Here is a 23,416-nt window from a genome sequence, read left to right as displayed (position 1 = left end):
TCCTTCGACATCGACGCCAACGGCATCATGCACGTGACCGCCAAGGACCTGGGCACGGGCAAGGAACAGAAGATGACCGTCACCGGCGGCTCCTCCCTGCCCAAGGACGACATCCAGCGGATGGTGCGCGAGGCCGAGCAGCACGCCGAGGAAGACCGCCGCCGCAAGGAGGAGGCAGAGACCCGCAACCGTGCCGAACAGCTCGTCTACCAGACCGAGAAGCTGCTGCGCGACAACGAGGCCAAGATCCCGGCCGACCTCAAGACCGAGACCGAAACCGCGATCGCCGACCTCAAGGAGAAGCTCAAGGGCCAGGACACGGCGGCCATCCGCACGGCGACCGAGCGCGCCGCCAACGCAGCGCAGAAGATCGGAACCGCCCTCTACGACGCCCCAGGGGCCGCCGCAGGCGACGGCGGATCGGCATCCGACGCGGCGTCGTCCGGCACGGATGAGGAAGTCGTCGACGCGGAGATCATCGACGACGAGAGCCAGAAGGGAGACGCCCGATGAGCCCACCGAAGTCTCCCAACGGACCGCGAAAGCAGCCGCCCCCCATCGTGATCAGGGACAAACGACGCATCGACCCCGTCACCCTCGAGCTCAGGGCAGGCGACCACCCTCCCCAGCACACCGAGACCGGGGACGGTGGATTCGGAACGCCCGGCGGCGCCCCTGCCGCCGGGAGCACCACTGTGCAGGCACAGCTCGCCGAACGCACCGCCGACCTGCAGCGCATCAAGGCCGAATACGACAACTACCGCAAGCGGGTGCAGCGCGACCGCCTCGCGATACGGGAAATCGCGGTCGCCAACGTCCTGGGCGGACTGCTGCCCGTCCTCGACGCCATCGACCAGGCCCGCGAGCACGGCGATGTCGATCCCGGCCTGCGAGCGGTCGCCGATGTGCTGGAAACCCAGCTCGCCACGCTCGGCCTTCAGGAAGTCGGGACCCCAGGAGAACGCTTCGACCCCACCCGCCACGAAGCGATCTCCTACCAACGGTCCGACAAGGTCGACCAGCCAACCTGCACCACCGTCCACCGCACCGGTTACCGCGTCGGACAACACCTCCTGCGCCCGGCCCAGGTCGCGGTGAGCGAACCGCCCGACCAGGAAGAGCCCGGCTGAACATGGCAGACCACCCTCAGCCGGCCAGCGAAGACACCCCCACCAGCGGCGGTGAGGACGGGTAAACCGCCCCCCTGCGGCACCCGTCCTACGCTGCACCGACCAACGGCGGCACTGATGCGAAGGGACGCGTCCCCGCGCACGCAAGGTTCAGCTGACCGCAGCGGCAGAGGCTCGCTCACGGAGCTGGTCGGGCGCTCCGAGCTGCTCCGGCTGGGGGTGCGCTGTGGGGCCGAGCAGGGGCGCGCCCCGCCGTTCGGGCCGGTGACCGGCCGTATCGGTAACCGGCTCATCGCAGTAGAAGGTGTAGTCGGGGTCTGCCGGTTTCCGAGGTCGCCGACACGGATTTCAGGCTCGGCTGCACTCCTGTCCGAGCGCGACGAGACGTGCGCCGCGGAACGAGCTATGCACCCTCGTTGCCACCGCGCAGGGAATAGATCATGCCCTGCAGGATCCGGAACGCGTCTGACTGCTCGGTCTCGGTCAGGTCGGCCAGCATTCTGGCCTCGACGGATCGGACGGCTGCGCTCGCCTTCTCGAGGCTTCGTCGACCGCGAGGCGTGAGCCGCGTGGGAAGCACCTTCCCGACGGGCGCCTCCGCAGGCCTGGTCACGTAGCCGTCTCTTTCCAGGGCCTGGAGCAGCACGTTCATCGTCTGCCGTGTCACGAACGCGCCCCGCGCGAGCTCGGAGTTCGACAAGCCCGGTCGTTGCGCCAGCAGCTCGAGGCAGGAGTAGTGCGTCACGCTCATCCCGAGCGGCCGCAGCACTTCCTCCATGGCCGCGCGGAGGGCGCTCGACGCTTCTTTGAGCAGGTAGCCCAGTGACGTCTCCAGGTCGACGCCGACATCTTCTTGACTCATGTCAGCATTCTGACATAGGTTGACGCATGTCAGAAAACTGACACGAAAAGAAGGAGTGTCATCATGCCCGCCACCGGCCCCGACTTCATCTCGCTCCAAGTACGCGACCTCGACGCTTCCCAGGCGTTCTACGAGCAGTACCTGGGCCTCGTCCGCTCGCCGGCCGGACCTCCGCACGCCGTCGTCTTCGAGACGAAGCCGATCGCGTTCGCACTCCGCGACGTCATTCCCGGCACCGACCTCGCATCCGTCGCTCAGCCCGGCATCGGGGCCGCGATCTGGCTCCACGCCACCGACGTCCAGGCCATCCACGACGCGCTCGTCGCCGACGGGCACACCATCGTCTCCGCACCGATCGACGGTCCCTTCGGTCGGACCTTCACCTTCGCCGACCCCGACGGCTACCAGGTCACGCTCCACGACCGCGCTTGATCGACCAAACGCCACCGGACGATCATCAGCTGGCCATGGACGGCTTCACCGGCTTCGAGACCGCCGCAGCTGAAGAAGTCCCCGACGCAGTCGCGGTGATGGACCCGTTTCATGTTGTCGCCCTGGCCGGCGATGCGCTGGACCGATGCCGCCAAGGCGTCCAGCACCTGCGGGCACCGCGGCCGGGTCGGTGATCGCTCTACGGCATCCGCAGAGTGCTGCGCACCAGTGTCAGCCTGCTCACCGACCGCCAGCACGCCCGACTCACCAGCGTATTCACTGCCGATGAGCACGCCGCGGTCGAGGCCACCTGGGGTGCCTACCAGCGCATCGTGTCCGCCCCCCGGCAACCCGACCGCCGCGCCGGCAAGACCGAACTCGCCGCCGTCATCCAGACGATCAGCCACGGCGTCCCGGCCGGACTGCCCGAACTGAGTCGACTCGGCAGAACACTGAAACAGCGCGCCGCTGACGTGCTGGCCTCCTTCGACCGACCCGGCACGTCCAACGGCCCGACTGAGGCCATCCACGGTCGACTCGAACACCTGCGCGGCACCGCCCTCGGCTTCCGCAACCTGACCAATTCCACATCACGCGCAGCCTGCTTGACACCGGCGGCTTCAGACCCCGACTACACCCTCTACCGCGATGAGCCCGGTAACCTTCTCTCGCGGGGTGCCAGCTGCTCCGGGTGCTGCGGGAATCAGCCTGCGAGCCAGAAGGCGGCCAACCCGTGGCGGCCGCACACCGGGCACGGTGAGGCGTCGGCAGGCGTGTACGGGGAGGAAACAGGGATACCGTCGCGGGAGAAGTACTCCCAGTACTGCTGGACGGTACTCCAGTCGCGCCAGCACCGGCCGCACGTAAATTCCACCCGCTCCAATGCCATCTCGGTGATCATATCCCCTCGCCTCCCTTCGGCTGCACCACCTTCTTACGTTATCGATATACCCGTGCCGGATTGCCTTGACAACATCGCAGGCAGGTCTTAAGACGGGTGGAAGAGAGGGGTCGCTCCGGCTGTTTCCGGAGGTGAGAGAAATGAGCGGCTCGCGGCCGTCGCGCGACCACTACACCGTCCTCGGACTCCGGGCTGAGGCATCGCCGGAGCAGATCACCAGCGCCTACCGCACGCTGATCCGCGCCCTGCACCCTGACGCCCGCCCAAGCGGGCCGCAGGCCGATGCAGAGCTAGCCGAAGTCATCGACGCCTACCAGACCCTGCACGATCCACTGCGACGGTCCGCCTACGACGCCGAACGCGATCAGAAGCGGCAGGCCGCCGGCCATCCGGTACGGATACCCGTACGTGTGAGGTCCGCGGGGGGAGGCACTGCGGCACGCCCGTATCCACAACCCGCGGCGCATTCTCGTACGACTGCACACCCGGCCGCCTCACAGCCGTACGAAGACCCATTCGATCGACTCATAGCCTGGCTGCTTTACAGCATACAGTCGCCGCAATAACTGCTAACAGTTTCTCATGGTCGTCGCCGGAATTCTGGGGCGTCGACACACCCCGCGTCAGCTGGAAGAAGCAGAGAAGTGACGGCCGTCCGGCAATCCAGGCGGTGACGGTCACCCCCGTCCTCGGACACCATGCCGGGGTGGCTGAACGAGGCGAGGATGGTGGCCTCGCGCCGGAACCGGGCGGCGAAACCGGGCGCGTCGAGCAGCGCGGGCAGCAGGACCTTCACCGCGACCTGCCGCCTGAGCACACCGTCGTCGGCGCGCCACACCTCGCCCATTCCCCCACCGCCGATCCGCTCGGTCAGCGTGTACGGATCCCCGAGGACCGTGCCCCGTCCCCACATGCGTGCTCCCCCGCGATGCCAGCTGCCCGGTGGTCCGTACAAGTGCAGTGCGGCACAGGGTACTTGGGGGCGACGGGCCCCCGAGGCGGGTGGGACATGCGGGCCGCTCAGCCGCCGTCCCGCGGCCGGCCGGGTCTCGCGGCGCGTGATCGGCGTCAGCCGCCGCCCGTCCGCGACGTTTCCAGACCGGCGGTAGTGCTGCCCCCAGCGCTCCCCCCATACCGGGCCGGGCCTACCCCGCGCACGCCCGAAACGGGGTGGCATTGCCTGCCTGTCTTTGGACAATGCATCCATGCATATCCGTACCGTGCGACTGGACGAGCTGCCTCTCCTCCGAGACATCGAGCGGGCCGCCGGGCAGTGCTTCCGGGACATCGGCATGCCGGAGATCGCCGACGACGAGCCGCTCCCGCTCGGCGAACTCGCCCGCTACCGGCACGCCGGGCTGGCCTGGGTCACGGCCGACGCCGCCGACAGCCCGGTCGCCTACCTGATCGCCGACCGGGTCGAGGGCAGCCTCCACGTCGAGCAGGTATCGGTGCACCCCCACAGCGCCCGCCGCGGAATCGGCCGGTCCCTGCTGGACCACCTGGCCGACCACGCCGCAAGCGTTCAGGCACCCGCCCTGACCCTGACGACGTTCACCCAGGTCCCGTGGAACGCCCCTTACTACACGCGGTGCGGGTTCCGGGTTCTGGACGACGCCGCGCTCACCCCCGGCCTGCGCGAGATCCGCGCGCGCGAAGCCGCACACGGCCTGGACCGCTGGCCCCGAGCCTGTATGCGCCGGACCGTGTGACGGCACGGGGCGTCGGGGCTGCCGGGCCGGAATGTAGGGTGCTGAGGACAGAGCCGTAGCGCAGAGGTCGACGCGCGGCCTTCAAAGCCGAGAACGCCGGTTCGAATCCGGCCGGCTCTGCCGGCGCGGCGCCACAGATCAGTCCGTCCCAGTGGCTTTGCCGGATCCGGCCCCGGCTGTTGGCCGCGTAGCCGTTCACCCGGGCCCAGGCCGGCGCCCCGCAGTCGTTGCTGGCCGGCCGAGGACGCAGAGGGGCTCGGTTGGGCGGTCAGCGTGGGCGACGGCCCGGCGGAGCCGCTGCGGTCAGGCATCGGGCGGCCGGTGTGTGGGGCCCCTGTATCCGGGCAGGCGGGGAGGTGAGGGAGGGGACCAGCCTTCCCACCACCACGTTCGGTGCGTCGAGCGCCGACGGGTGGTCCGCCGCCTATCGGACAGGACGTGTCATGTCGCAGGTGAAGGAATCCATTGAGGTCGACGTTCCCATCACCACTGCCTACAACCAGTGGACCCAGTTCGAATCGTTCCCGCAGTTCATGGGCGGCGTCGAACGCATCGATCAGCGTACCGACACCCTCACCCACTGGGTCACCAAGATCGGCGGGGTGGAGCGCGAGTTCGACGCCGAGATCACCGAACAGATCCCCGACGAGAAGGTCGCCTGGGTCACCGTCGGAGGACAGACCGAGCAGTCCGGACTCGTCACGTTCCGCCCCGTCGACCCCACCCACACCGAGGTCACGCTGATGATGGACTTCGACCCCGAGGGCATGGCCGAGAGCATCGGTGACAAGCTCGGTTTCATCGACCGCCAGGTGAAGGGCGACCTGAAGCGGTTCAAGCACTTCATCGAAGACCGCGGTGCCGAAACCGGCGCCTGGCGAGGCACCGTCTGACATCTGCCTACGGCTGCCACCTCGAAACGATCAGCGAGCAGAGCGAGGGCGCCCGAGGTCTCGTGGCGGCCTCGCCCGACTCCGCCGCCGCGGCCGCTGCCCTGGCCTGCCCTGCTCAGGTTCATCGACAGATGAGTTTCAGGGGGCTCCTGGAGGGATAACCGTCGTCGATGGCCGCCCAGAACGCCCGGGGCCCGTCCGGGGGCGGGGTGTAGGTGCCACGGATGCGGAGTGTCCGGGTCTGCCCCGTTCCCACCACTCCCGAGGACGGTTCGAGCACGACGCCGCGCGCGAGGGGGACGCCGGCCAGAGGGCGAGTACGCGGAGCGATGCCCTCCAGATTGACGGTGACGGCGCGGGCCTGCCACCGGGCCCGTCCGTCGAAGGCCTTGAGCGTGAGGTCGACCTTGATGTCCTTGCACGACACGTAGAAGCCCTTGCCGTCCGAGTCGTTCGGAGTGACACGGACGACGGTGATCGCGCCAGGGGCGTCGTCCTCCGTGACGGGGGGACTGGGCTTCGTCGGCTTCGGGGTGCTGGACGGCATCGGTGACGGGCCCTGCGACCGCGTGGTCGAAGACTGCGGTGCTCCGCCGTCCTGGTCCGACCCGGGTCCCGGCGGCGTGCACGACACTCCTGTCAGTGCGACAACGACCGCCGCCGTCATGACCGCACGCACCCGCACTGCCGCCGCGGTTCGCCCCGGTGATCGACCTGCCTGAAGGGCAGCGGACGGTTTCGCGGTGGGCGGCTTCGAGCCTTCGGCGGGCTGGGCGAAGGGGGCCGGCCCCTCCGGGGTGGGATCGGAGCCGACGGCAACGACCGGGCGTGCTCGCATCGTGTTCTCTCCTCGGGAGCCGCAGGGGTGTCCGGTCGGGTCATGTGCGATCCCGAACGGTCAGTCCGCGGGGTGCGGTGCGACCACGGTGGCCCGCGTGGATCCCCCCTGGCATCCGTACTGCCACTGAACCGTGGTACGCAGCCGCGGGCAGCCGTCGTCGTGTGCGCCGGCCGGGACCGAGGGGCCGGTGGCGGTGCCGCCTGCCGCATCCGCCCAGCCGCCGTACGGCGCCGTACCCCACGGGGCAGCACCCGCCAGCGGTGCCGCGGCCGCGCCCGCATCGGGGGCGGCCGGTCATCGGCGGCGATCTGTGTCCGAAGACAGCCTTGCCGTGGACAAACGTCACGAGTTGGACTGAAGGGCCGGTACCCGCCCCTTGGGCGGGTGCACAGGGGGACGGTGTGTGGGGAGGCATGGGTGGGACTCCAGCGTGCGCGACGGCTGGCCGTACTGGCCGCCGCGTTGTACAGGGCTGCCCACCTCGGCGCCGCCGCGGCTGCCGTCGCCCGGCCCCGGGGTGGTGCCGGCGCCGATGCCGCGCTCTTCGTGACGGTGGGTGCGGCGGATCCGTGCGAGGGGCAGCCGGGTCCTGGTCATCAGCACGATCACGGACCGGGCCCGAGTCGTGGCGGCCGTGGCGGCGGAGCCGACGGCTATCTGAGGAAGGACCACGCCCTGGACGAACTCGTCGAAGCCGTGGAGACCGTGGCCGCGGGAGACACCGCGCACTCTCCGGAACTCGCGTTCGCCTGGGCCAACGACACCGGCCCGGCCCGGCCTCGCCTGGCGCCGCGGGAACGGCAGGTGCTGTGCGACTACGCCTCCGGACTGACCCTCAAGGCGACGGCCCGGCGCGCGGGCATCAGCGTCCACACCGCCAAGTTCTATCTGGACCAGGTGAAGGAGAAGTACCGGAAGACCGGCCGACCGGCCGACCGGCTCATACGAAGATCGAATTGGCCCAGCGAGTTCGTGAGGACGGCCTGAACATGCCCACCTGAGGGTAAGCGCGCCGCACCGACGGCCTCGACCTGCGCGGTCGCCTCGCCCCGGACATCGCCCGGTGGGGGGTGGGCGGTGATCGGGACCGGGCCCCGGCCTGGCCATGGGCCGGTCGCGAAGGGGCCCGACAGCACGGCCACGCCCCGCGGTGAAACTGTCCGGGCGTGGCCGTGTTTCCTCGTGCGGCAGGGCGTCGCCGCCGGTCGTCGGTACTGACTGCTCAAGAACCCCTGGTCAGCCGGTGAGGGCGTACCCCAGCGGCCCGCCGGGGCGGATCTGTCCCTCACAGTTGGCGTCGTTGGACTCGAACAGCTCGCGACTGCCGTTGACCAGGCACCGGTAGACCGGTGCACTGGCTGCGCCGGCCGGAGGGCTGTCGTGAATCCAGCCGAGGCGGGTCACGTACTGCTGCCCTTCACAGTTCACGTCGGCGGAGAGGAAATGGTCCCCCCGCACGACGCACAAGTACAGCGGATGCGTGCCGGCCGTCGGCGCGGTGAACACGCGGCCCAGGCTGCCTTCCCGCTGGTATCCGTCAGGCACATGCCAGACGCTGCTGAGATGGTCCTTGCCGGACTTCAGATGGCGGTCCAGGCTCAGCTGCGATACGGGGACGGCCGGCTCCCCGACGCAGGTGATCTCCCGGGTCGACGTCCAGTAGCCCCCGACGTGAGGGAAGTCCGTCCCGTTGGTGATGCGGCACTGGGAACCGTTGAAGCCGGTGGCCGCCGCCTTCGCCAGAGCCGCCTCGTAGGCAGCGCGCTGGGCGATGTTCAGGGGGCCACCGCCGGTACCCGTGTACCGCAGCTGCACCGGTCCGGTGCCCGCGGTGGCGGTGGCGGCAGCGGGTGTCGCGTGGGCTTGGACCGCACCACCCAGTCCGGTGGTGCAGGCAAGGGCTACGGCCAGGAGCACGGCACGTAAGCCTCGTTGACGTCGCATGGTGCTTCTCCAGAGGTCGCTCGCTCTTCGGTGGACGTCCCGGGGCGCGTGCGGTCTCGGCGGTCGCCCCGGGCCGTCCTGACGCCGAGCAACGTAGCGAGACGCACTTCTTGCCCCGTACCCACCAGTTAAGGGGGGTGGCGGAGAATGTGGTGCCTCCGTCGCGACGTCGTGGCGCCGCGTCGACGCCCAGTTGTCCTGGTATGCACCGAATGCCCCGACGGCTCTTCGATCACCGACTTCGTGCGGTCCCGCGAGGAAGCGGAGTCGCGCTCGGGGTTCCCGCCACCCGCGGACCTCCGCGACCCGCTGCGATTCGGTGCGCTCCCGCGCCGCAGGCCGCACTCGGCTTCGGAGTTCATCACTTCATCGATGCGGAGTCGCCGGATTTCACATTCCGGACTGTGACGTAGGACACATGGCTGTGAGATGGCTGTGAAACGGCGTATCCGAGGGGCCCGAGGTACGGGAGGAGTGCCGACAAGTTCTATATTCATACGAACCATCCACGCGCGGCGCGGCTGCGGCAATCAGGGGGGACGACTGCGTTGGCCGATACCGACGCCGCTCCGGGTACCCGGGGCACCCGGGCGGAATCCCGCAGTGCCCGCAAGGTGCACAGGAAGGCGCAGAACCGCAAGCGCCTTGGCATAGGCATCGCGGTGGTGGCCCTGGCCGGGGCCGGTGCCACGACGTACGCCTTCACGCTGGGCGGCGACTCGGGGGCGGCCCAGCGCGACGCGAGGCTCGCGGCCCCTAACGGGGCTGCCGCCGCGAAGGGCGAGGAGCCCTGGGACGGCAAGGTCAAGGTACTGGGCGACGGATCCACCTCCTACACCGGGCCGCAGCCGGGGCAGCTCAAGCCCGAGCGGCTGAAGCCCGGCGAGAAGCCGCCGCAGTTCGTGGTCTTCTCCTGGGACGGCGCACTGGAGGGCGACGACCGCCTCTTCTCGCACTTCCGTCAGGTGGCCAAGGAGAACAAGGCCCACATGACGTTCTTCCTCACGGGCATCTACCTGCTGCCGGAAAACAAGAAGATGCTCTACCACCCGCCGCAGCACGGCCAGGGCTCGGCCGCCATCTCGTACCCGACCGTCCCGCACATCAAGAGCACACTGACGCAGCTGCGCGGCGCCTGGACCGACGGCAACGAGATCGGTTCGCACTTCAACGGGCACTTCTGCGGCCCCAAGGGCGGTGGGGACTGGAGCCCCGCCGAGTGGAAGAGCGAGATCGACCAGACGTACTCGTTCATGAAGAACTGGAAGACGAACACCGGGTTCACCAAGGAGGCACCCCTGCCCTTCGACCCGGACCGGGAAGTGGTCGGCGGCCGCGCGCCCTGCCTGGAGGGCCAGAAGAACCTCCTGACCGCGATCAAGCCGTACGGCTGGCGCTATGACGCGAGCTCCTCGGGAGACTTCCAGCTGTGGCCGTCCAAGCAGGACGGCATTTGGAACTTTCCCCTCCAGCTCCTGCCCTTGCAGGGCAAAGAGGTGCAGGTCCTCTCGATGGACTTCAACTTCCTCTACAACCAGTCGGGCGACAGCACCCAGGGGGACCCGGCGAAGTTCGCCGCCTGGCAGGCGCAGACCCGGGGCTCGTACATGAACGGGTTCAACCGGGTCTACAACGGCAGCCGGGCGCCCATGTTCATCGGCAACCACTTCGAGGACTGGAACGGCGGCATCTACATGAAGGCCGTCGAGGACGTGATGCGGGACGTCTGCCCGCGCCAGGACGTCCGCTGCGTGTCCTTCCGGGAGCTGGCGGACTGGCTCGACGCCCAGGACCCGAAGGTCCTGGCCCGGCTGCGCTCGCTCGACCCCGCGCAGGCCCCGGACTGGGCCGATCTGGTCAAGTAGGCGCCCCGCGGGGTCGCCGGGAGGCGCGCTCCTCCCGGCGGTCCCGCAGCCGGGCTACTTGACCGCCTTGATGTAGTCCCCCCACAGGCGTACCGCCCGCTCGCTGCCGGGCGTGTTCGGGGCGTCGCCCCCCAGCCCCGTCAGCGGCAGCGGAACCAGGTCGGTCAGCGACATCCGGTAGACCACCACGGCCGTGGACTCCTGCTCCGTGCTGGCCACGAACCAGCCCGCCGTGTTCGCGGCGGTCGTTCCGGTCTTGCCCGCCGCGCCGGCGCGCGCCTTGCCGACCGTCTTCGCCGAGCCCTCGGTGACGGCGTCGCGCAGGGCGTCCGTCACCGCGCGGGCGGTCTTCGCCGTCACGGCCCGGGTCGGCTTCGGCGCATCGATCGGCACGGCGGCGCCGTTGCGGGTCACCGAACGCACCGAGTAGGGGTCGGTGTGCATGCCGTCGGCGGCGAAGGTCTGGTAGGCGCCGGCCATCCGGATCGCACTGGGCATCGAGTTCTCCCCGAGCGCGAATCCGGGGATCCGCGGCCCGAGGCTCGATTCGAGCAGCCCCGAGCGCCGGGCGAAGTCCTCCACCCGGTCGAGACCGACATCGAGGCCGAGCTGGAGCATGGGGGTGTTGACGGAGTTGGCCACGGCCTGCCGCAAGGTCACCTGGCCCCAGTTGCGTCCGCCGTCGTTGCGCCCCTTGACCACCTTGCCGCTGCGGTCCCAGTACGGGCCCTCGGGCGTCTGCACGGTCACCTGGTCGTTGCCGTCGTAGAGGGAGGAGGGGGACACGGGAGTACGGTCCTTGCCGCGCGTGCGCACCACCCCTTCGTCGAGCGCGGCCGCATAGACGATCGGCGTGAACGCCGTGCCGACCGGGATCGTCGTCGCGTTCGACTCGTTGAAGCCCTGCTTCAGGTAGTCGGGGCCCCCGTACACGGCGAGCAGCCGCCCGTCGGGAGCGACGCTCGCCGCGCCGATCTTCGCGTACTTGTCGGTGTCGGGCCGCCGCTCGGCGTCGAAGCCCTTCTGCGCCTCCTGGACGGCGGCGGTCAGGGCCGTCATCCGGGCCCGGTCGAAGGTGGTGTAGATCTGGTAGCCGCCGAGGTCGAAGTCGGACTCCTTGAGGTGGCTCGCCTTGATCGTGTAGGCCTTGGCCATCTCGACGAGATAGCCGGTCTGTGCGCCGGGAATGCCGACCAGGGACGAGCTGGAGGGCTCGGGGAACTTCGTGTAGGTGGCGCGCTCGGCGCGCGAGAGCTGGCCGGTCTCGACCATGCGGTCCAGGATCCAGCTCCAGCGTTCGACGGCCCGCTCGTGGTTCTCCTTGCTGAGGGTGGGGTCGTACAGCCCGGCGCCCTTGAGGAGGGAGGCCAGGAAAGCACCCTCGCTGGGATTGAGCTGCGAGACGTCCTTGCCGTAGTACGCCTGGGAGGCGCGCTGGATACCGTAGGTGCCGCGCCCGAACCAGCTGGTGTTGAGGTAGTCCTCCAGGATCTGCTCCTTCTCCTTCTGGTTGTCCAGCTTGAGGGCGAGCAGCATCTCGGTGAACTTCCGGGAGAGCGTGCGGTCCTGGTTCAGGTAGGCGTTCTTCACGTACTGCTGCGTGATGGTGGACCCGCCCTGGGTCTCGCCGCCCGTCACGGCGGCGCGCACCGCGCGCAGGAGGCCGGACGGCGAGACTCCGGGATCCGAGTAGAAGCTCGCGTTCTCGGCCGCGAGGACGGCTCCCTGGACCTTGGGGGGCACCTTGCCCAGCGGCATCTCCTGGCGCTGGACCCAGCCCGTCCGGGCCATCGTCGTGCCGTCGGCCCAGTAGTAGACGTTGTCCTGTTGGGTGGCGAATGAGTTGAGGTCGTCGGGTATGTCCGTACTGGCGTACGCGATGGCGACGAAGCCCACCATGCCCAGGAACGCGTACACGCAGGCGCCCAGCCACTGGCGCCACGAGGGCGTCCACCGGCGCCAGCCCGTGCGGCCCGGCCTCGGGAAGTCGGGCCGCAGGCGTCGCAGCTGGGGCCGCGCCGCGGCGACGGCCGGGGCGAGGGCCCGCGTGACGGTCTGCGCCACGCCATCAAGCCGGACGGTCCGCTGCCGGGGCCGGCGGCGCGCCCCCGACTTCCCCCGACGGCCCGAGACGGGGGCGTCGCCGCCCTCCGGAGCCGTCCGGCCGTCCCGAGATCGCCCTCTAGCGGCCATATCCTTCCTGCCCACTCCGAATGCCCCCTCTGATCTGCTTTCCCCGCCCACCCTAGATGCACTTTCCATGAGGTCGGACCGGTGGTGGGGGGCATCACGCCGTGCGATCGGGGGGCGCAGCCGATGATCAAGCGGAGGCGGGTCGCCCGGCGCACGGGGCGACTCCCGCCGGGTGGCGGGCGACGAAGCGGAACATGGCGAAACAGTCGCGTAGTTGTGCGAAGATTCCGTCCCCCGGTTCGTGCGGACCGGGTGACAAGGGGAAACAGAGTGATACCTAAGAGGTTCAGGCCCGCCGCCATCGCGGCCCTGACCGTAGCCCTGGCGTCCGGGAGCATGCTCGCGTACTCCGCGAACGCGGAAACCGGGCCCCGCGAGGCCGACCGCGCCACCGCCGACGCCTTCGCCCGCATCGCCGACGACGTCCTCTCCCAGCGCACCCAGGCGCTGGTCGAGGACCAGGCGGGGCGCCCCGGCTCCGGGCCGGGCGCCGCGAAGGCCCGCATGTCGGCCCAGCTGAAGAAGGACGAGGACGCCGCGCTCCAGTCGCTGCGCTCCCGCAAGACGCGGCTGGCGGAACTCGGCGAGGCCTACACGGGCGCCGACACCCGCGTCGCCGTGGAGAAGGCCACGGTCACCGGCGGCAAGGCGGTCGTCCAGGTCACCGAGCAGACCACGCTCACCTACAAGAAGCTTCGGGGGGACGAACCGGCGACGACGGACATCGGGACGCGTTACGAGCTGACCCTCACCAGCAAGCGCGGCGGCGCCTGGGAACTGACCTCGATCAAGTCCCAGAACGACGGCCCCGTCGCCGTCAACGAGCCGGTCGCGGCCAAGGTGAACGTCGTCAAGGACGACGGCAAGCAGTACCCCGACGGCACGCCCGCCTCCACGAAGTACCCCGCTACGCCGAAGCCGAAGGCGAAGACCGGGGGCGCCTACGACTACGCCGCCATGGCGAAGTACGCGGAGAAGCACTGGCGCAACTACAACCCCGCGTACCGGAAGTTCAACGGGGCCGGGGGCGACTGCACCAACTTCATCAGCCAGGCGCTGAAGGCGGGCGGCTGGAAGAGCGTTCCGGGCACCTCCACGGACTACCGGAACTGGTGGTACGACGGGACCCGCCAGAGCGACTCCTGGGTCGGCGCGAACGAGTGGGCCTGGTTCACCCTCTCGAACCAGCGGGCCACGAACCTGGCGAACGTCTACCAGGCGGACATCGGGGACATCGTGCAGGTGGACTTCAACCGGGACGGGTCCAAGGACCACTCCATGATGGTCACGTACCGGAGCGGCAACGGAATGCCGTACCTGACGTACCACTCCACCAACACGTACCGTAAGTCGCTGGCGAGCATCATCGCGTCCTACCCGAACGCGGTCTACTTCGCGTACCGCACCTGACGGGTGAGCCCTTCGGCCTCTCCTGCCGGGAAGCTCCCGGCAGGAGAGGCCCCTCGTCGGACGGCCGGCCGCCGGGGCCGGCGCGGCACCGCCACGCCCCCGGTGTCGAGTCGGGCGGATCTCGTTGGCGGGCCGGGAACGCCCCGGTTAGCATCCGATGATGACGACGACGGCAGACGAACACTTCCACGATGCGGTGCGTCGAGCCGACGTCGACTGGTTGACCAGCCATCTCGACGCGCCGTTCCGTCCGCCGGCCGTCTTCGAAGGTCTCATCCGGCACGAGGACGCCCTCACGCGGCACCTCGGGTTGGTCCTGCTGGCCGAGCGCGTCGGCTCGGGCCGGACGGGCGACCACCTTGAGATGGCCCACCTCGCGGAACTGCTGCCCGTGTCGCTGGAGGGACCGCCGGAGGCGGCGCTGGTCCTGGCCCGGCTCTACGAACGACTCGGGCCGTATCGACGGGGGCTCCGCTGGCCGTCGTGGCGTACGGCTGCACTGCCGGCACGGGTGCGGATCGCTTGGCTGCGCGCTGAGCTCCTGAACGACCCGGCAGTGATCCGGAAGGAGCCCGCCGGCGAACTGCTGTACCAGGCAGTGCGGGAAACCACCGTCACCTGCGCGCACCTGCCCGAGCAGCTCGTGAACGAGCTGGCGGACAGCGGTGAGCCGGTCCTGCAGGCCGCGGCGCTACGACTGGCCCGGCAGGGACTGCACGCCGGTCTGCTGGCTCCCGCGCTCGTTCGCGCACGGGCGATCGGCCTGCTCGATGTTCGCAGCGCAGACGTCGTCGCCGCCGCGCTGGGTGAACTCAGCGAGCCGTGGGCGACGTTGGATCCCCTTCCGCAGGAGCTCCTGCCCCCCTTCCTCGCCGCCGATTCGGTGATCACACGGCCCGAGGTGGCCGATGCCGCGCTCGCGGCAGCGGCCCGTCACGGGCACGGTGGGCTGCTGCGGCAGGTCATCGACGATCCGGATCTGCCACCGGGTCTTCGCCGGCGCGGCATGGAACTCCTGGGCGACCTGGCGGACCGTAGTGACATCGGCGCAGTGACGGACACCGCCGGACGGGACCCGCTGCTGTTCGGCGGTCCTGCGGTGACGTTCCTGCACGGGCTCCACCGGCGCGGGCACTTCCCGGACGGTCCGCACGTCCCGTCCATCGTCGGCCTCGCACTGGCCGATCACTCCATCCCGGCCCACGAGGTCGCGACGATCCTGTTCACCAGCCGACGGGTGATGTTCCGCGTACTGGTGGACGCGGCGGCCGACGATGCGAGCTGGCCCCGGCGGCTCGCGCTGCTGGTCGCCCTCGCCGGACAGGGGGCAGGGGAGCTTCCGATCGGGGACGCGATCACACGCGTCCTTCCCTCGGCTCCCGTGCCCGGGCCGTTCCTCGACGCGATCCGTGCGTTGCGCCACGCGGACGCCGAAGACGCCGTGCTCGCTCTCCTGCCGTCGGCGCCCGCAGCGGCCCTGGACGCTCTGGAGGCCATCGGCGGGCACCGGACCGTGACGGCCTTGCGGGACGGACTCGGTCTCGCCGCGGAAGACGGCACGGGCGTCATCGCGCCGCACCTGCGTGCGGTACGCCACGGCGCCCTCGAGGTGCTGTGGCACCTGACCGACGACCCGTCACAGCGGCGCGCCCTCCTCACCCGTCTCGACCCCCTCGATCTGCCCGCGCGCATCGCGGCCGACCTCGGTGGCCCGGACGAACAGGAACTGGCCTTCCTGACGTCCCGTCTGGTCCCCGACGAGCCGATGGCGGCACTGTGCAGACTGGCCGCCCACGGCAGCGCCAGCACGCTGCCGGCCGTCGCGGACCTCCTCCTGCGCGTCGTGGCCGAACTGGCGGCGTCCCGGGAGCCGGGCGGAACCGCCCCACGACTCGACCACGCCGACAGGCCGCGGAGCCAGTGGTGCCCCAGGAAGTCCTGGACGCCGTACACGGCCTGGGCCGCCGCCTCCACGAGCGGGGGCGGATCAGGCCGTCCTGCCTGCTCGACACGGCGACGGCCCAGGAGGCCGGCCACGCACTCGTCGCGACCATGGCGCTGGATCTGCTGGAGCGGCCCGGACTGTCGAGCGGCGAGCAGGCGATCCTGCTGGAACTCCTGCTCCGATCCCCCTACGCACATACCCGTGCGCGGGTTCACCGCCTGCTGCGGCACCGCGACCGGCACGTGCGCAAGCACGTGATCGCACTGCTCGCCCGCGACGCCACGGGGGACGATGCGCAAGCCTTGTCGGCGACCTTGATCGCGCTGACCGCCGCCGAGGACGTCCAGACCGTCCGGCAGGCGCTGCTCGCCCTCGGTCACGCACGGGCCCGGTGGGCCTCCACCACGATCGCCGCATGTCTCGACCATCCGAACATGAACATCAAGAAGACCGCCGCCAACGCTCTGGTCCGCGCAGGCACGCCCCGGGCGGTACCGGCACTGCTGTTCTGGCTCGGACGTCACGACAACCCGGGCCTGCGCGGCTCGCTCGTCGAGGCGCTGCGCGCCGTCCTCGGCGACGCGTACCTGGCGACCGTCCTGGCCGCAGCCGAACACAGCGAAGACGGCCGCGCCCGCGAGCTGCTGCTGGAAGGCCTCGACGGAACGCTGCCGGCGCACTCGATCCTCGCGCTCGACGACCAGGGTTCGCGGATCGCACCGACCCTGCTCGCCTTGGTGGCGAGCCGCCGGGTCGGCCTCGCTGCCGGGACGATCGAGGACCTTTCGACGGCCATGGCCAGGCACGGGGTCGTCGCGCCCGCCGCCCCGCCGTCAGCGGTGGACATCGGAGCGGACCTCGACGCCAGGTCACTGGCGGCGGAGGGCTGGAATCCGTCGGTCGCGCTACGCATCGCCGAACGGAACGGGCTCCCGCACCCCGCCCGGCTGCGGGTGCTGCGGCCCATGCTGGCGGACTGGCTCCGCCTGGCCGGTTCCGAACCCGCTCTCCGGGGCCGCGTACTGCGGCTCACGCTCCGGCTCTGCCCCGCACCGTGGACCACCGGGGAACTGAAGGAGTTCGCCCGGTCCACCCGGACCCTGCTCGACGGGCTCGCCGAGGCCCCGACCGCAGACCGCCGCGACCTCATCGCCGTACTCGAAGCGGTCGCGCCGACGTTGTCGGCGGTCGAGCAGCCGGCAGTCGCCCGCGCCGTACGCGCGCTGCCCTCCCCGCCCGCGGGAAGCCCGGCCACGCTGACGCTGCTGCGCAGCCTCGGCGCGGTGCTGGTCCGCGCCGACCTCGAGCAGGCACTCGCGTCGGCCCGGCTGGACGCCGATCCCCGGCAGGCCGAGACGGCTGTGCTGCGGGACGCGTTCGCTGCGGCTCCGCAAGCCCCGGCAGCCACCGCGCCGGCCGAGGGCGGGGCGTGGCGGGCCGCGCTGACCGTCGCGGTGCGCACGCCGAGCACCCTGGAGGAGTTCCGCCGACTCGGCGGACAGCACGACGGCATGCCGGGCTCCCGGGACCGCCTGGCCGCCCTGATCGCTGTCCACGCCTCTGCCGGCCCGGAGGTCCGCTCCTCGCTCATCGACTGGATGACGGACATCCAGCCCCTCGACGCACCGCCCTGGACCATCACCGAGACCACCCGTGCGCCGGCACCACCACCGCGGACCGTGCACGTCGACGACCTCGACCAGCCCCGTTCGACCCCCCTGCGGGACCGCCTGCTGGCCATGCTGGGGGCTTCCGCTCCGGACCGCCGGCACACTGCGGCCCTGGCGCTCTCGGCCTGGCCCGAGCCCGAGGCCAGGCTTCCCGTGCTCCGAGCATTCCTGAGAGGCCGCATCGACATACCCGTCGGTGCCGACCTGGCCCGCACGCTGAGCGCCGTCGGCGAGGCAGAACTCCGCGCAGACGGCATCCTGCACGACAGGGTGGCCCTCGTGGCGAGCCGGCTCGACCCGCAGGACCTCGAACCACTGGTCCCGCTGCTGCTGGAATGGTGGGAGCACGACCCGCCGGCCGGCAGGTCCGCAGCCGGGCGGGCGCTGCGCCTGGCCCCCGCCGACGTGCTCGCGGAGCGCCTCGGCGACCGCCTCGACGCCGGCGCCTGGGGGTTCCTCGACCTGCTCTGCGAACGCCCCCTGCTGCGCACCCCCGCGTTGACGCAGACCTGTCGGCGGCTGCGCGCCGAAGAACGGGACGACCTCGCGGACAGGCTGGTCCTCGTCGAGGGTCCGCTGCGCAGCCCGGACGCCGTACGGCAGGACGCCGCTGTGCTGGCAGCGCTCCGTGACCGTGGCCCCGCCGGGTCAGCGGGAGCGTCACCGTCCTGGTCCCGGCGGGAGCTGTTGGACCTGGCCCGCACCGGCGACCCGGTGCACGTACGCCAGGCGCTCATGCGACTGGTCGAGGGGCACCAGGGGCCGGAGCCGGACCCGGATCCCGGCCTGCGGGACCTGATCGGTGAGCTGCTGCGTCATCCCAAGCCCAAGGTCCGCCTGCACGCCCACCGGACCTCGCGGGTCATGCTGGACCGGCAGACCTACCTGCACCACACGTCGATCCTGCTCGATGACCGCCGGCCGGACCTGGTGCGCACCGCGATCCGGACCCTCTGCCACGCGTCCTGGGCACCTGCGATCCCCGCCGTGACCCGACTGCTGGAGCACTCCCACCCCGTCGTCCGCAGGGCTGCGGCCGAGGGGCTCATCGCGATGGGCGCGCCGGCGATCCCCGCCCTCAGGCGTGCCGCAGTCCACGTCCGACCGGACAAACGCCGCCTCTACGCGGAGGTTCTCGAACGGATCACGACCGTCGAAGCCGAGTAGCGCCCGCGCGGTCAGCGACGGCTTCGGATGCAGCAGCGGGACGGCCGCAGGCAGCCCGAACCCCCGTGCGGAACCAGCCGGATGCGGGCGGCTCGAAGAGCCGTGCCCTCGGACGGGGCCGTCGTACGCGGTGCCTCCGGCGCAGTACCGGGCCCCGCGGTGCGCCGGGCCCGCCCGGACGGGCGACGGTACCCGCGAGGGCCGCACGACCACGGGGGACCGCCGGGAACCGGTTGCCCCCTGTGCTGCGGTCGGCCGTGGAGGAGCCGCGGACGGGCTCGGGGGCGGCAGTTCCACGGCCACCGGGGACCCGCGGGAACCGGACGCCCGGACCGGTGCCGCGCTGACGCAATGGAGCCGTTGCCGAACCGCCGTGGGACTGCCACTGTCGGGGGTGCCTCCCTGCTGCCGACGGGAGGCGGTACCTCCGGATCTCCGACGCGGACAAGGAGTACGCATGGAAGAGGCACGTGAGTACGAAGTCGAGGTCGAGGCCGTCGACGGCGGGGAACTCCCCGAGTTCGCCCTGATGGTGGACGTACCCGACTGACCGGACGGACTCCGGCGGTGGCCGGGCCGTGCGACAACGGCCCGGCCACCGGCGTGCGGAGGACTGGCGTACGAAGACTGACGCGGGATTCCACGGAGGGCACGTGCGGGTCGAACCGGGAGCGGCGGAGGCAGCGGGCGACGAGGAACGGCTGAGCGACTTGGTGGCCGGCGCGCTGTCGGCCGCCGGATGCGACCCGGCCCAGTGGCGCCGGGAGGACCTGCGCTATCCGGGAGTGCACGCGGTGGCCCACCGGCTCCGCCGCGAGCAGTCTCCGCCCGCCGGGCGGCAGCGGTGCCGGGACGAGCTCGACCAGTGGGTCCTGCGGGCCCGGCACAGCGCCGCCCGCGCGTCGGCCACGGCCCTGCGGACCGGATGGCCGGTGGATCTGGCTCCGGGCGGTGAGAGCCACTTGGCGGAGAGCCTGCGGCGGGCCGTGCGGCAGATCCCGGAGCCCGGGCCCGGCGGGGCCGCGGTCACCGTGGCGGTCGCCGACTGGGACCCCGCCGGACGGCAGGTCTTCGACGGCACCTGCCGGGTACTGCGCGACGCGTGGCCGGAGATGGCCGGGGAACTGGCGGTGACCTTGCGCCAGATAGCGCTGCTCTCCGGGTGGGGCGTCAACGGATTCACCGACTTCACCGTGCACGGCACCGCGTTCGTCAACGCCGCCCGGCTGACCGGCGGGGAGGACGAGGAACACCTGCCGGGTAGGTTCCGCCTCGCCGAGGCACTCGTCCACGAGGGCGCCCACAACCGGTGTGACGCGGCAGCGGCCACCACCCCGTTCCTCAAGCCGGCCGGCCCCCGAGCACTTCTGGAGACCCCGCTGCGGTCCGATCCGCGCCCGCTGGCCGGACTGTTCCAGCAGGTCCTGGTGCTGGCGCGGAGCGTGCTGCTCTACCGTCGGCTCCCCGACACGGCGGCCGTGCGAGCCCGGCACGACGTACTGCTGGACCTGGGACGGCGGGGCGCGGCCACGCTGAGCGGGCACACCGAAGCGCTCACCGGAGCGGGCCGGACCCTGCTGGATCAGGGGCGGGCGGTCTTCGCCGCCGAGGGGCCACGGGCCGCCCGGGCCGCCCGGTGAACGGCGGTGGAGCGTCCGGCGCCGGTGAGCGGCCGGTCCCCCTCACCGACCGCCCGGCCCCGGCGAACGGGGAGAGCCCGGCCCCGGTGGCCTGGCCCGTGCAGCTCCACCGGCCGTTCCCCGGTGCCGACCGGGTCGTCCTCGGCCGGGTCGCTGCCGCGAGCCGCGTGTTCGCCGTCAACGACGCAGCAGGCGGCCGGCGGGTGCTCATCGGTTCGGCCATCGGAACCGACCCTGCGGACGTGGAACGGCGGGCCCGCGGCGAGCTGATGGAACGCGTGCACAACGTCCTGTCCGGTCACCGCCCGGCGCCCGGCGCCGTCGTCGCCTCGTACGGGGTGCTGCGGCGCCGCGGACGGCCCTGCCTGGATCCGGCGGCATGGCACGAACTGCGGCGGGTACCGCGGGTGCGCGACATGATGCTGGCCTGGGTGCCGGGCCGATCGCTCACCGGCGCCGGCGAAGTCCTCGTCCCGGCCTGCGCGGTCCACCTGGCCCACCGTCCGCCCCCGGACTGCGGCGCACCGCTGCGCCCGGGCTCCACCGGCCTCGCGGCGCACCCGGACCGCGCTTCGGCCCGGCGCCACGCCGTCCTCGAGGTCCTGGAACGGGACCTGCTGCGACATGCCTGGTACGCCGCCGCGCCGCGCCTCGCGCCAGCCGGGCCGGCGCCGCTCTCCGAGCCGCTGCGGCAGGCGCTCACCGTGCTCGGGATGCGCGAGCGGTGTCTGGTGCTGCCCGGGCCGGCGGGCACGGCCTGCGTGGTGGCCTGCCTGCACACGCCGGACGGTGCCCGCCAGAGCTTCGGCTGCCGGGCCACGACCGGGGACCTCGCGCCGGCTGCCGATTCCGCCGTGCACGAGGCGCTGATGGTGCGCTGGAGCATGGGCACGACCAGCGCCCGCTCCGTGTGGAAGCGGATGCGCGAGGAACCCCCGTCCCGGCCGCCCAGCGGCCCGCTCGAACACGCCCTGCACACCTTCCACCGCCAGGACAGCCTCGCCCACCTGCTGAGCGGGGCGCTCGGCGGCGTCTGGCCGGCGCCCGGCGCACCGGCGCCCCCTGCCCGGACACCGCACCTCGCCCTCGCCCTCGCCCTCGCAGATCGGACGGAGGAGGACGTCGTCGAGGTCGCCACCACCTTCAGCGGAGCCGGGGCGACCGGAATCGGCGGAGCCGGAGCCGGCGGGCTGGTGGTCGTACGCGTGGTCGCCCCCGGGGCCCGCCGGCTGCCGGCGGACGAGCCGGCGCCCCCGGACGGCTCCTGCCACCCGCCCCCGCACCCGCTCGGCTGACCCGGCCGCCCCGGCCGACCCTCGGCCACCAGCTCGTTCCCAGGAGGAACACGTGCCCGTCCCCCCTCACTCACCCGTCCCGACCGGCGAGGACACCGAGCATCCGGCGACCGGTGCGGACCCGTCCTATGCGCGGCGGTTCGCCGACCGCTACGACAGCTGGTTCACGCGGGAGGCGCTGACCGAGGACACCGTCGGGTTCCTCGCCTCCCGCGCCGGCGCCGGCGGTCGTACGCTGGAACTCGGTGTGGGGACGGGCCGGATCGCGCTGCGGCTGGTCGGGCGCGGCATCCGGGTCGACGGGATCGACGCCTCGCCCCGGATGGCGGCACAGCTGGCGGCCAAGGCCGGTGGCGACCGTGTCGCGGTGACCATCGGCGACTTCACCCGGCTTCCGCCCGCCCGGGTCCCGTACGACCTGGTGTACGCGGCCGCGGGCACGCTCTTCGAACTGCCCTCCCAGGAGGCGCAGTCGTCCTGCTTCCGGAGTGTGGCGGGGCTCGTCGGTGATGCGGGTGCCTTCGTCCTGGACGCCATCGTCCCGGAGGTCCTGATCGGCCCCGCCTGGTCGGACGGCCATGAGGTGCCCACGCCGGGGAGCGACCGGGTCACGCTGCACCGGCGGTTCGAACCCGCCCGGCAGCGCTACCACTCCCACTACACGATCACCCTGGGCGGCGCGGACGGCGGAGCCGGCAACGGCGGCAACGGCCGCAAGGACGACCGGGGCCGCACCGAGCACGTGCACATCGTCTTCCGCTACGCGGGCGCCGGTGAGCTCGACCTCATGGCGCAGCAGGCCGGTCTGGAGTTGCGTGAACGGTACGGCAGCTGGGCGGGCGACCCGTTCAGCGACGACAGCCCGTACCACGTGTCCGTCTACCGGCCCGCCCGCTGACCCGGGGCACCGCACCGTGCCCGCCTGGACCGCCACCGCGCTGACCGCGACAGCGGTGGCCCTGCTGGTCCCCTTCGTCGTATGGGGCGCCCTGACCTCGCCCAACCGGCCCTTCTCCTGGGGCATGTACTCCGCCTCGTCCAAGGCCTACCTCTGGCGCGGCGACGGCCGGGCCGACGGCACCGTGCTGTCGACGCGGCAGCTGGGGCTGTCCCCGGAGGGCCACTTCCTCACCCTGGGGGACCTGCGCCCCCTCTTCGCCGACGGCGGCTCCCCGACCCCGCTGTGGGGCTACGTCATCGGATCCGACGGCGGCTGGCAGGTGCGCTACACCCCCGCAGACCGGTGCTTGCACCTGGCCCGGCTCCCCGCGGGACGGGAGCTCGACGTACTGGCGGACGCCCTGCGCGAGGCCGGGTGAGCACCGCGGTCGTTGCCGCCGGGCTGCTCCTGGCCCTCGGCCTGGCCTGGCAGGCACTGCGGGTGCGGGCCGACCTGCGGACGATCGCCCGGAGCGCTCCTGGCGGACGCGTCTACCGTCCCGGGGGGGGGGGGGCCCCCCCCGGGGGGCCCCCCGCGGGGGGCGGGGGGGGGGGCGCGCCCCCGGGGGGGGGGGCG

General features: G+C 71.7%; 20 protein-coding genes and 1 pseudogene. 16 read left to right on the top strand and 5 right to left on the bottom strand.

Translation table 11 applies throughout. The features are described 5' to 3' along the window. Positions 1–513 (top strand): Hsp70 family protein (locus ACFVGY_RS12960; protein WP_385675328.1); only part of this gene is annotated, 513 nt, incomplete at its 5' end. A 182-nt stretch (positions 514–695) separates the two neighbouring features. Then, positions 696–1,130 (top strand): nucleotide exchange factor GrpE, encoded by a 435-nt coding sequence (gene grpE, locus ACFVGY_RS12955; protein WP_385675325.1) that lies wholly within the window; start codon positions 696–698, stop codon positions 1,128–1,130. Between the two features lie 403 nt (positions 1,131–1,533). Here grpE and ACFVGY_RS12950 read toward each other — a convergent pair whose 3' ends face one another. Beyond that, the gene (locus tag ACFVGY_RS12950; protein WP_385675322.1) at positions 1,534–1,992 is read right to left on the bottom strand and encodes a MarR family winged helix-turn-helix transcriptional regulator; all 459 of its coding nucleotides are present in this window, start codon (positions 1,990–1,992) and stop codon (positions 1,534–1,536) included. 63 nt (positions 1,993–2,055) lie between these two features. Between ACFVGY_RS12950 and ACFVGY_RS12945 the strand changes: the two genes are divergently transcribed. The 3 genes and pseudogenes from ACFVGY_RS12945 (at position 2,056) to ACFVGY_RS12935 (ending at position 3,891) form a co-directional block, all read left to right on the top strand. Continuing rightward, positions 2,056–2,424 carry a VOC family protein gene (locus ACFVGY_RS12945; RefSeq protein ID WP_168512773.1) on the top strand — a complete coding sequence of 123 codons (369 nt, stop codon included), beginning with the start codon at positions 2,056–2,058 and terminating at the stop codon, positions 2,422–2,424. A 35-nt stretch (positions 2,425–2,459) separates the two neighbouring features. Then, positions 2,460–3,416 (top strand): annotated as a pseudogene (locus ACFVGY_RS12940) (transposase). A gap of 49 nt (positions 3,417–3,465) precedes the next feature. Beyond that, complete coding sequence (locus ACFVGY_RS12935; RefSeq protein ID WP_385675319.1) at positions 3,466–3,891, top strand: J domain-containing protein; 426 nt, start codon at positions 3,466–3,468, stop codon at positions 3,889–3,891. Positions 3,892–3,905: 14 nt separating this feature from the next. On the opposite strand, the gene ACFVGY_RS12930 is transcribed toward ACFVGY_RS12935, so the two are convergent. Next, positions 3,906–4,238: a hypothetical protein gene (locus ACFVGY_RS12930; protein ID WP_385675316.1), complete on the bottom strand. Its 333-nt coding sequence runs from the start codon at positions 4,236–4,238 to the stop codon at positions 3,906–3,908. A 292-nt stretch (positions 4,239–4,530) separates the two neighbouring features. On the opposite strand from ACFVGY_RS12930, the gene ACFVGY_RS12925 reads away from it, so the two are divergent. Together ACFVGY_RS12925 and ACFVGY_RS12920 are read left to right on the top strand one after the other, a co-directional pair. Further along, the gene (locus ACFVGY_RS12925; protein ID WP_385675313.1) at positions 4,531–5,037 is read left to right on the top strand and encodes a GNAT family N-acetyltransferase; all 507 of its coding nucleotides are present in this window, start codon (positions 4,531–4,533) and stop codon (positions 5,035–5,037) included. A 443-nt stretch (positions 5,038–5,480) separates the two neighbouring features. Next, on the top strand, positions 5,481–5,930 hold the full coding sequence (locus ACFVGY_RS12920) for an SRPBCC family protein (protein ID WP_385675310.1): 450 nt from the start codon (positions 5,481–5,483) through the stop codon (positions 5,928–5,930). 121 nt (positions 5,931–6,051) lie between these two features. Here ACFVGY_RS12920 and ACFVGY_RS12915 read toward each other — a convergent pair whose 3' ends face one another. Then, complete coding sequence (locus ACFVGY_RS12915; RefSeq protein ID WP_385675307.1) at positions 6,052–6,477, bottom strand: hypothetical protein; 426 nt, start codon at positions 6,475–6,477, stop codon at positions 6,052–6,054. A 711-nt stretch (positions 6,478–7,188) separates the two neighbouring features. Between ACFVGY_RS12915 and ACFVGY_RS12910 the strand changes: the two genes are divergently transcribed. Next, positions 7,189–7,758, top strand: a complete 570-nt coding sequence (locus ACFVGY_RS12910) for a LuxR C-terminal-related transcriptional regulator (protein WP_385675304.1) — start codon at positions 7,189–7,191, stop codon at positions 7,756–7,758. Between the two features lie 249 nt (positions 7,759–8,007). Here the strand turns inward: ACFVGY_RS12910 and ACFVGY_RS12905 are convergent, their stop codons facing one another. Further along, the gene (locus ACFVGY_RS12905) at positions 8,008–8,688 is read right to left on the bottom strand and encodes a hypothetical protein (protein WP_385675302.1); all 681 of its coding nucleotides are present in this window, start codon (positions 8,686–8,688) and stop codon (positions 8,008–8,010) included. Between the two features lie 575 nt (positions 8,689–9,263). On the opposite strand from ACFVGY_RS12905, the gene ACFVGY_RS12900 reads away from it, so the two are divergent. Continuing rightward, the gene (locus ACFVGY_RS12900) at positions 9,264–10,580 is read left to right on the top strand and encodes a hypothetical protein (RefSeq protein ID WP_385675299.1); all 1,317 of its coding nucleotides are present in this window, start codon (positions 9,264–9,266) and stop codon (positions 10,578–10,580) included. A 54-nt stretch (positions 10,581–10,634) separates the two neighbouring features. Here ACFVGY_RS12900 and ACFVGY_RS12895 read toward each other — a convergent pair whose 3' ends face one another. Further along, a complete protein-coding gene (locus tag ACFVGY_RS12895; protein ID WP_385675296.1) occupies positions 10,635–12,773 on the bottom strand; it encodes a transglycosylase domain-containing protein in 2,139 nt (712 codons plus the stop codon). Between the two features lie 270 nt (positions 12,774–13,043). Here ACFVGY_RS12895 and ACFVGY_RS12890 point away from each other — a divergent pair, with 270 nt between their 5' ends. The 7 genes from ACFVGY_RS12890 to ACFVGY_RS12860 all read left to right on the top strand — a co-directional run bounded on the left by ACFVGY_RS12890 (position 13,044) and on the right by ACFVGY_RS12860 (position 23,219). Beyond that, positions 13,044–14,183, top strand: coding sequence for an amidase domain-containing protein (locus ACFVGY_RS12890; protein ID WP_385675293.1), 1,140 nt, complete (start codon positions 13,044–13,046; stop codon positions 14,181–14,183). A gap of 160 nt (positions 14,184–14,343) precedes the next feature. Beyond that, on the top strand, positions 14,344–16,386 hold the full coding sequence (locus tag ACFVGY_RS12885; RefSeq protein ID WP_385675290.1) for a hypothetical protein: 2,043 nt from the start codon (positions 14,344–14,346) through the stop codon (positions 16,384–16,386). A gap of 176 nt (positions 16,387–16,562) precedes the next feature. Then, on the top strand, positions 16,563–18,965 hold the full coding sequence (locus ACFVGY_RS12880; RefSeq protein ID WP_385675352.1) for a HEAT repeat domain-containing protein: 2,403 nt from the start codon (positions 16,563–16,565) through the stop codon (positions 18,963–18,965). A gap of 653 nt (positions 18,966–19,618) precedes the next feature. After that, positions 19,619–20,605 carry an aKG-HExxH-type peptide beta-hydroxylase gene (locus tag ACFVGY_RS12875; protein ID WP_385675287.1) on the top strand — a complete coding sequence of 329 codons (987 nt, stop codon included), beginning with the start codon at positions 19,619–19,621 and terminating at the stop codon, positions 20,603–20,605. A gap of 86 nt (positions 20,606–20,691) precedes the next feature. After that, positions 20,692–21,900 carry a YcaO-like family protein gene (locus ACFVGY_RS12870; RefSeq protein WP_385675284.1) on the top strand — a complete coding sequence of 403 codons (1,209 nt, stop codon included), beginning with the start codon at positions 20,692–20,694 and terminating at the stop codon, positions 21,898–21,900. 52 nt (positions 21,901–21,952) lie between these two features. Next, a complete protein-coding gene (locus tag ACFVGY_RS12865; protein ID WP_385675280.1) occupies positions 21,953–22,798 on the top strand; it encodes a class I SAM-dependent DNA methyltransferase in 846 nt (281 codons plus the stop codon). A gap of 16 nt (positions 22,799–22,814) precedes the next feature. After that, on the top strand, positions 22,815–23,219 hold the full coding sequence (locus ACFVGY_RS12860; RefSeq protein WP_385675278.1) for a hypothetical protein: 405 nt from the start codon (positions 22,815–22,817) through the stop codon (positions 23,217–23,219). Positions 23,220–23,416 lie beyond the last annotated feature (197 nt).

The organism is Streptomyces sp. NPDC127106 (assembly GCF_042677605.1).
Classification (GTDB): Bacteria; Actinomycetota; Actinomycetes; order Streptomycetales; family Streptomycetaceae; genus Streptomyces.
The sequence above is the reverse complement of the archived record's forward strand: the minus strand, read 5'-3'. Positions and strand labels throughout refer to the sequence as shown.

Excerpts from the sequence above, each read along its gene's own strand:
- ACFVGY_RS12950 (WP_385675322.1), bottom strand. The coding sequence starts at position 1,992 with ATGAGTCAAGAAGATGTCGGCGTCGACCTGGAGACGTCACTGGGCTAC.
- ACFVGY_RS12945 (WP_168512773.1), top strand. The coding sequence starts at position 2,056 with ATGCCCGCCACCGGCCCCGACTTCATCTCGCTCCAAGTACGCGACCTC.
- ACFVGY_RS12935 (WP_385675319.1), top strand. The coding sequence starts at position 3,466 with ATGAGCGGCTCGCGGCCGTCGCGCGACCACTACACCGTCCTCGGACTC.
- ACFVGY_RS12930 (WP_385675316.1), bottom strand. The coding sequence starts at position 4,238 with ATGTGGGGACGGGGCACGGTCCTCGGGGATCCGTACACGCTGACCGAG.
- ACFVGY_RS12925 (WP_385675313.1), top strand. The coding sequence starts at position 4,531 with ATGCATATCCGTACCGTGCGACTGGACGAGCTGCCTCTCCTCCGAGAC.
- ACFVGY_RS12920 (WP_385675310.1), top strand. The coding sequence starts at position 5,481 with ATGTCGCAGGTGAAGGAATCCATTGAGGTCGACGTTCCCATCACCACT.
- ACFVGY_RS12915 (WP_385675307.1), bottom strand. The coding sequence starts at position 6,477 with ATGCCGTCCAGCACCCCGAAGCCGACGAAGCCCAGTCCCCCCGTCACG.
- ACFVGY_RS12895 (WP_385675296.1), bottom strand. The coding sequence starts at position 12,773 with ATGGCCGCTAGAGGGCGATCTCGGGACGGCCGGACGGCTCCGGAGGGC.
- ACFVGY_RS12885 (WP_385675290.1), top strand. The coding sequence starts at position 14,344 with ATGACGACGACGGCAGACGAACACTTCCACGATGCGGTGCGTCGAGCC.
- ACFVGY_RS12880 (WP_385675352.1), top strand. The coding sequence starts at position 16,563 with ATGAACATCAAGAAGACCGCCGCCAACGCTCTGGTCCGCGCAGGCACG.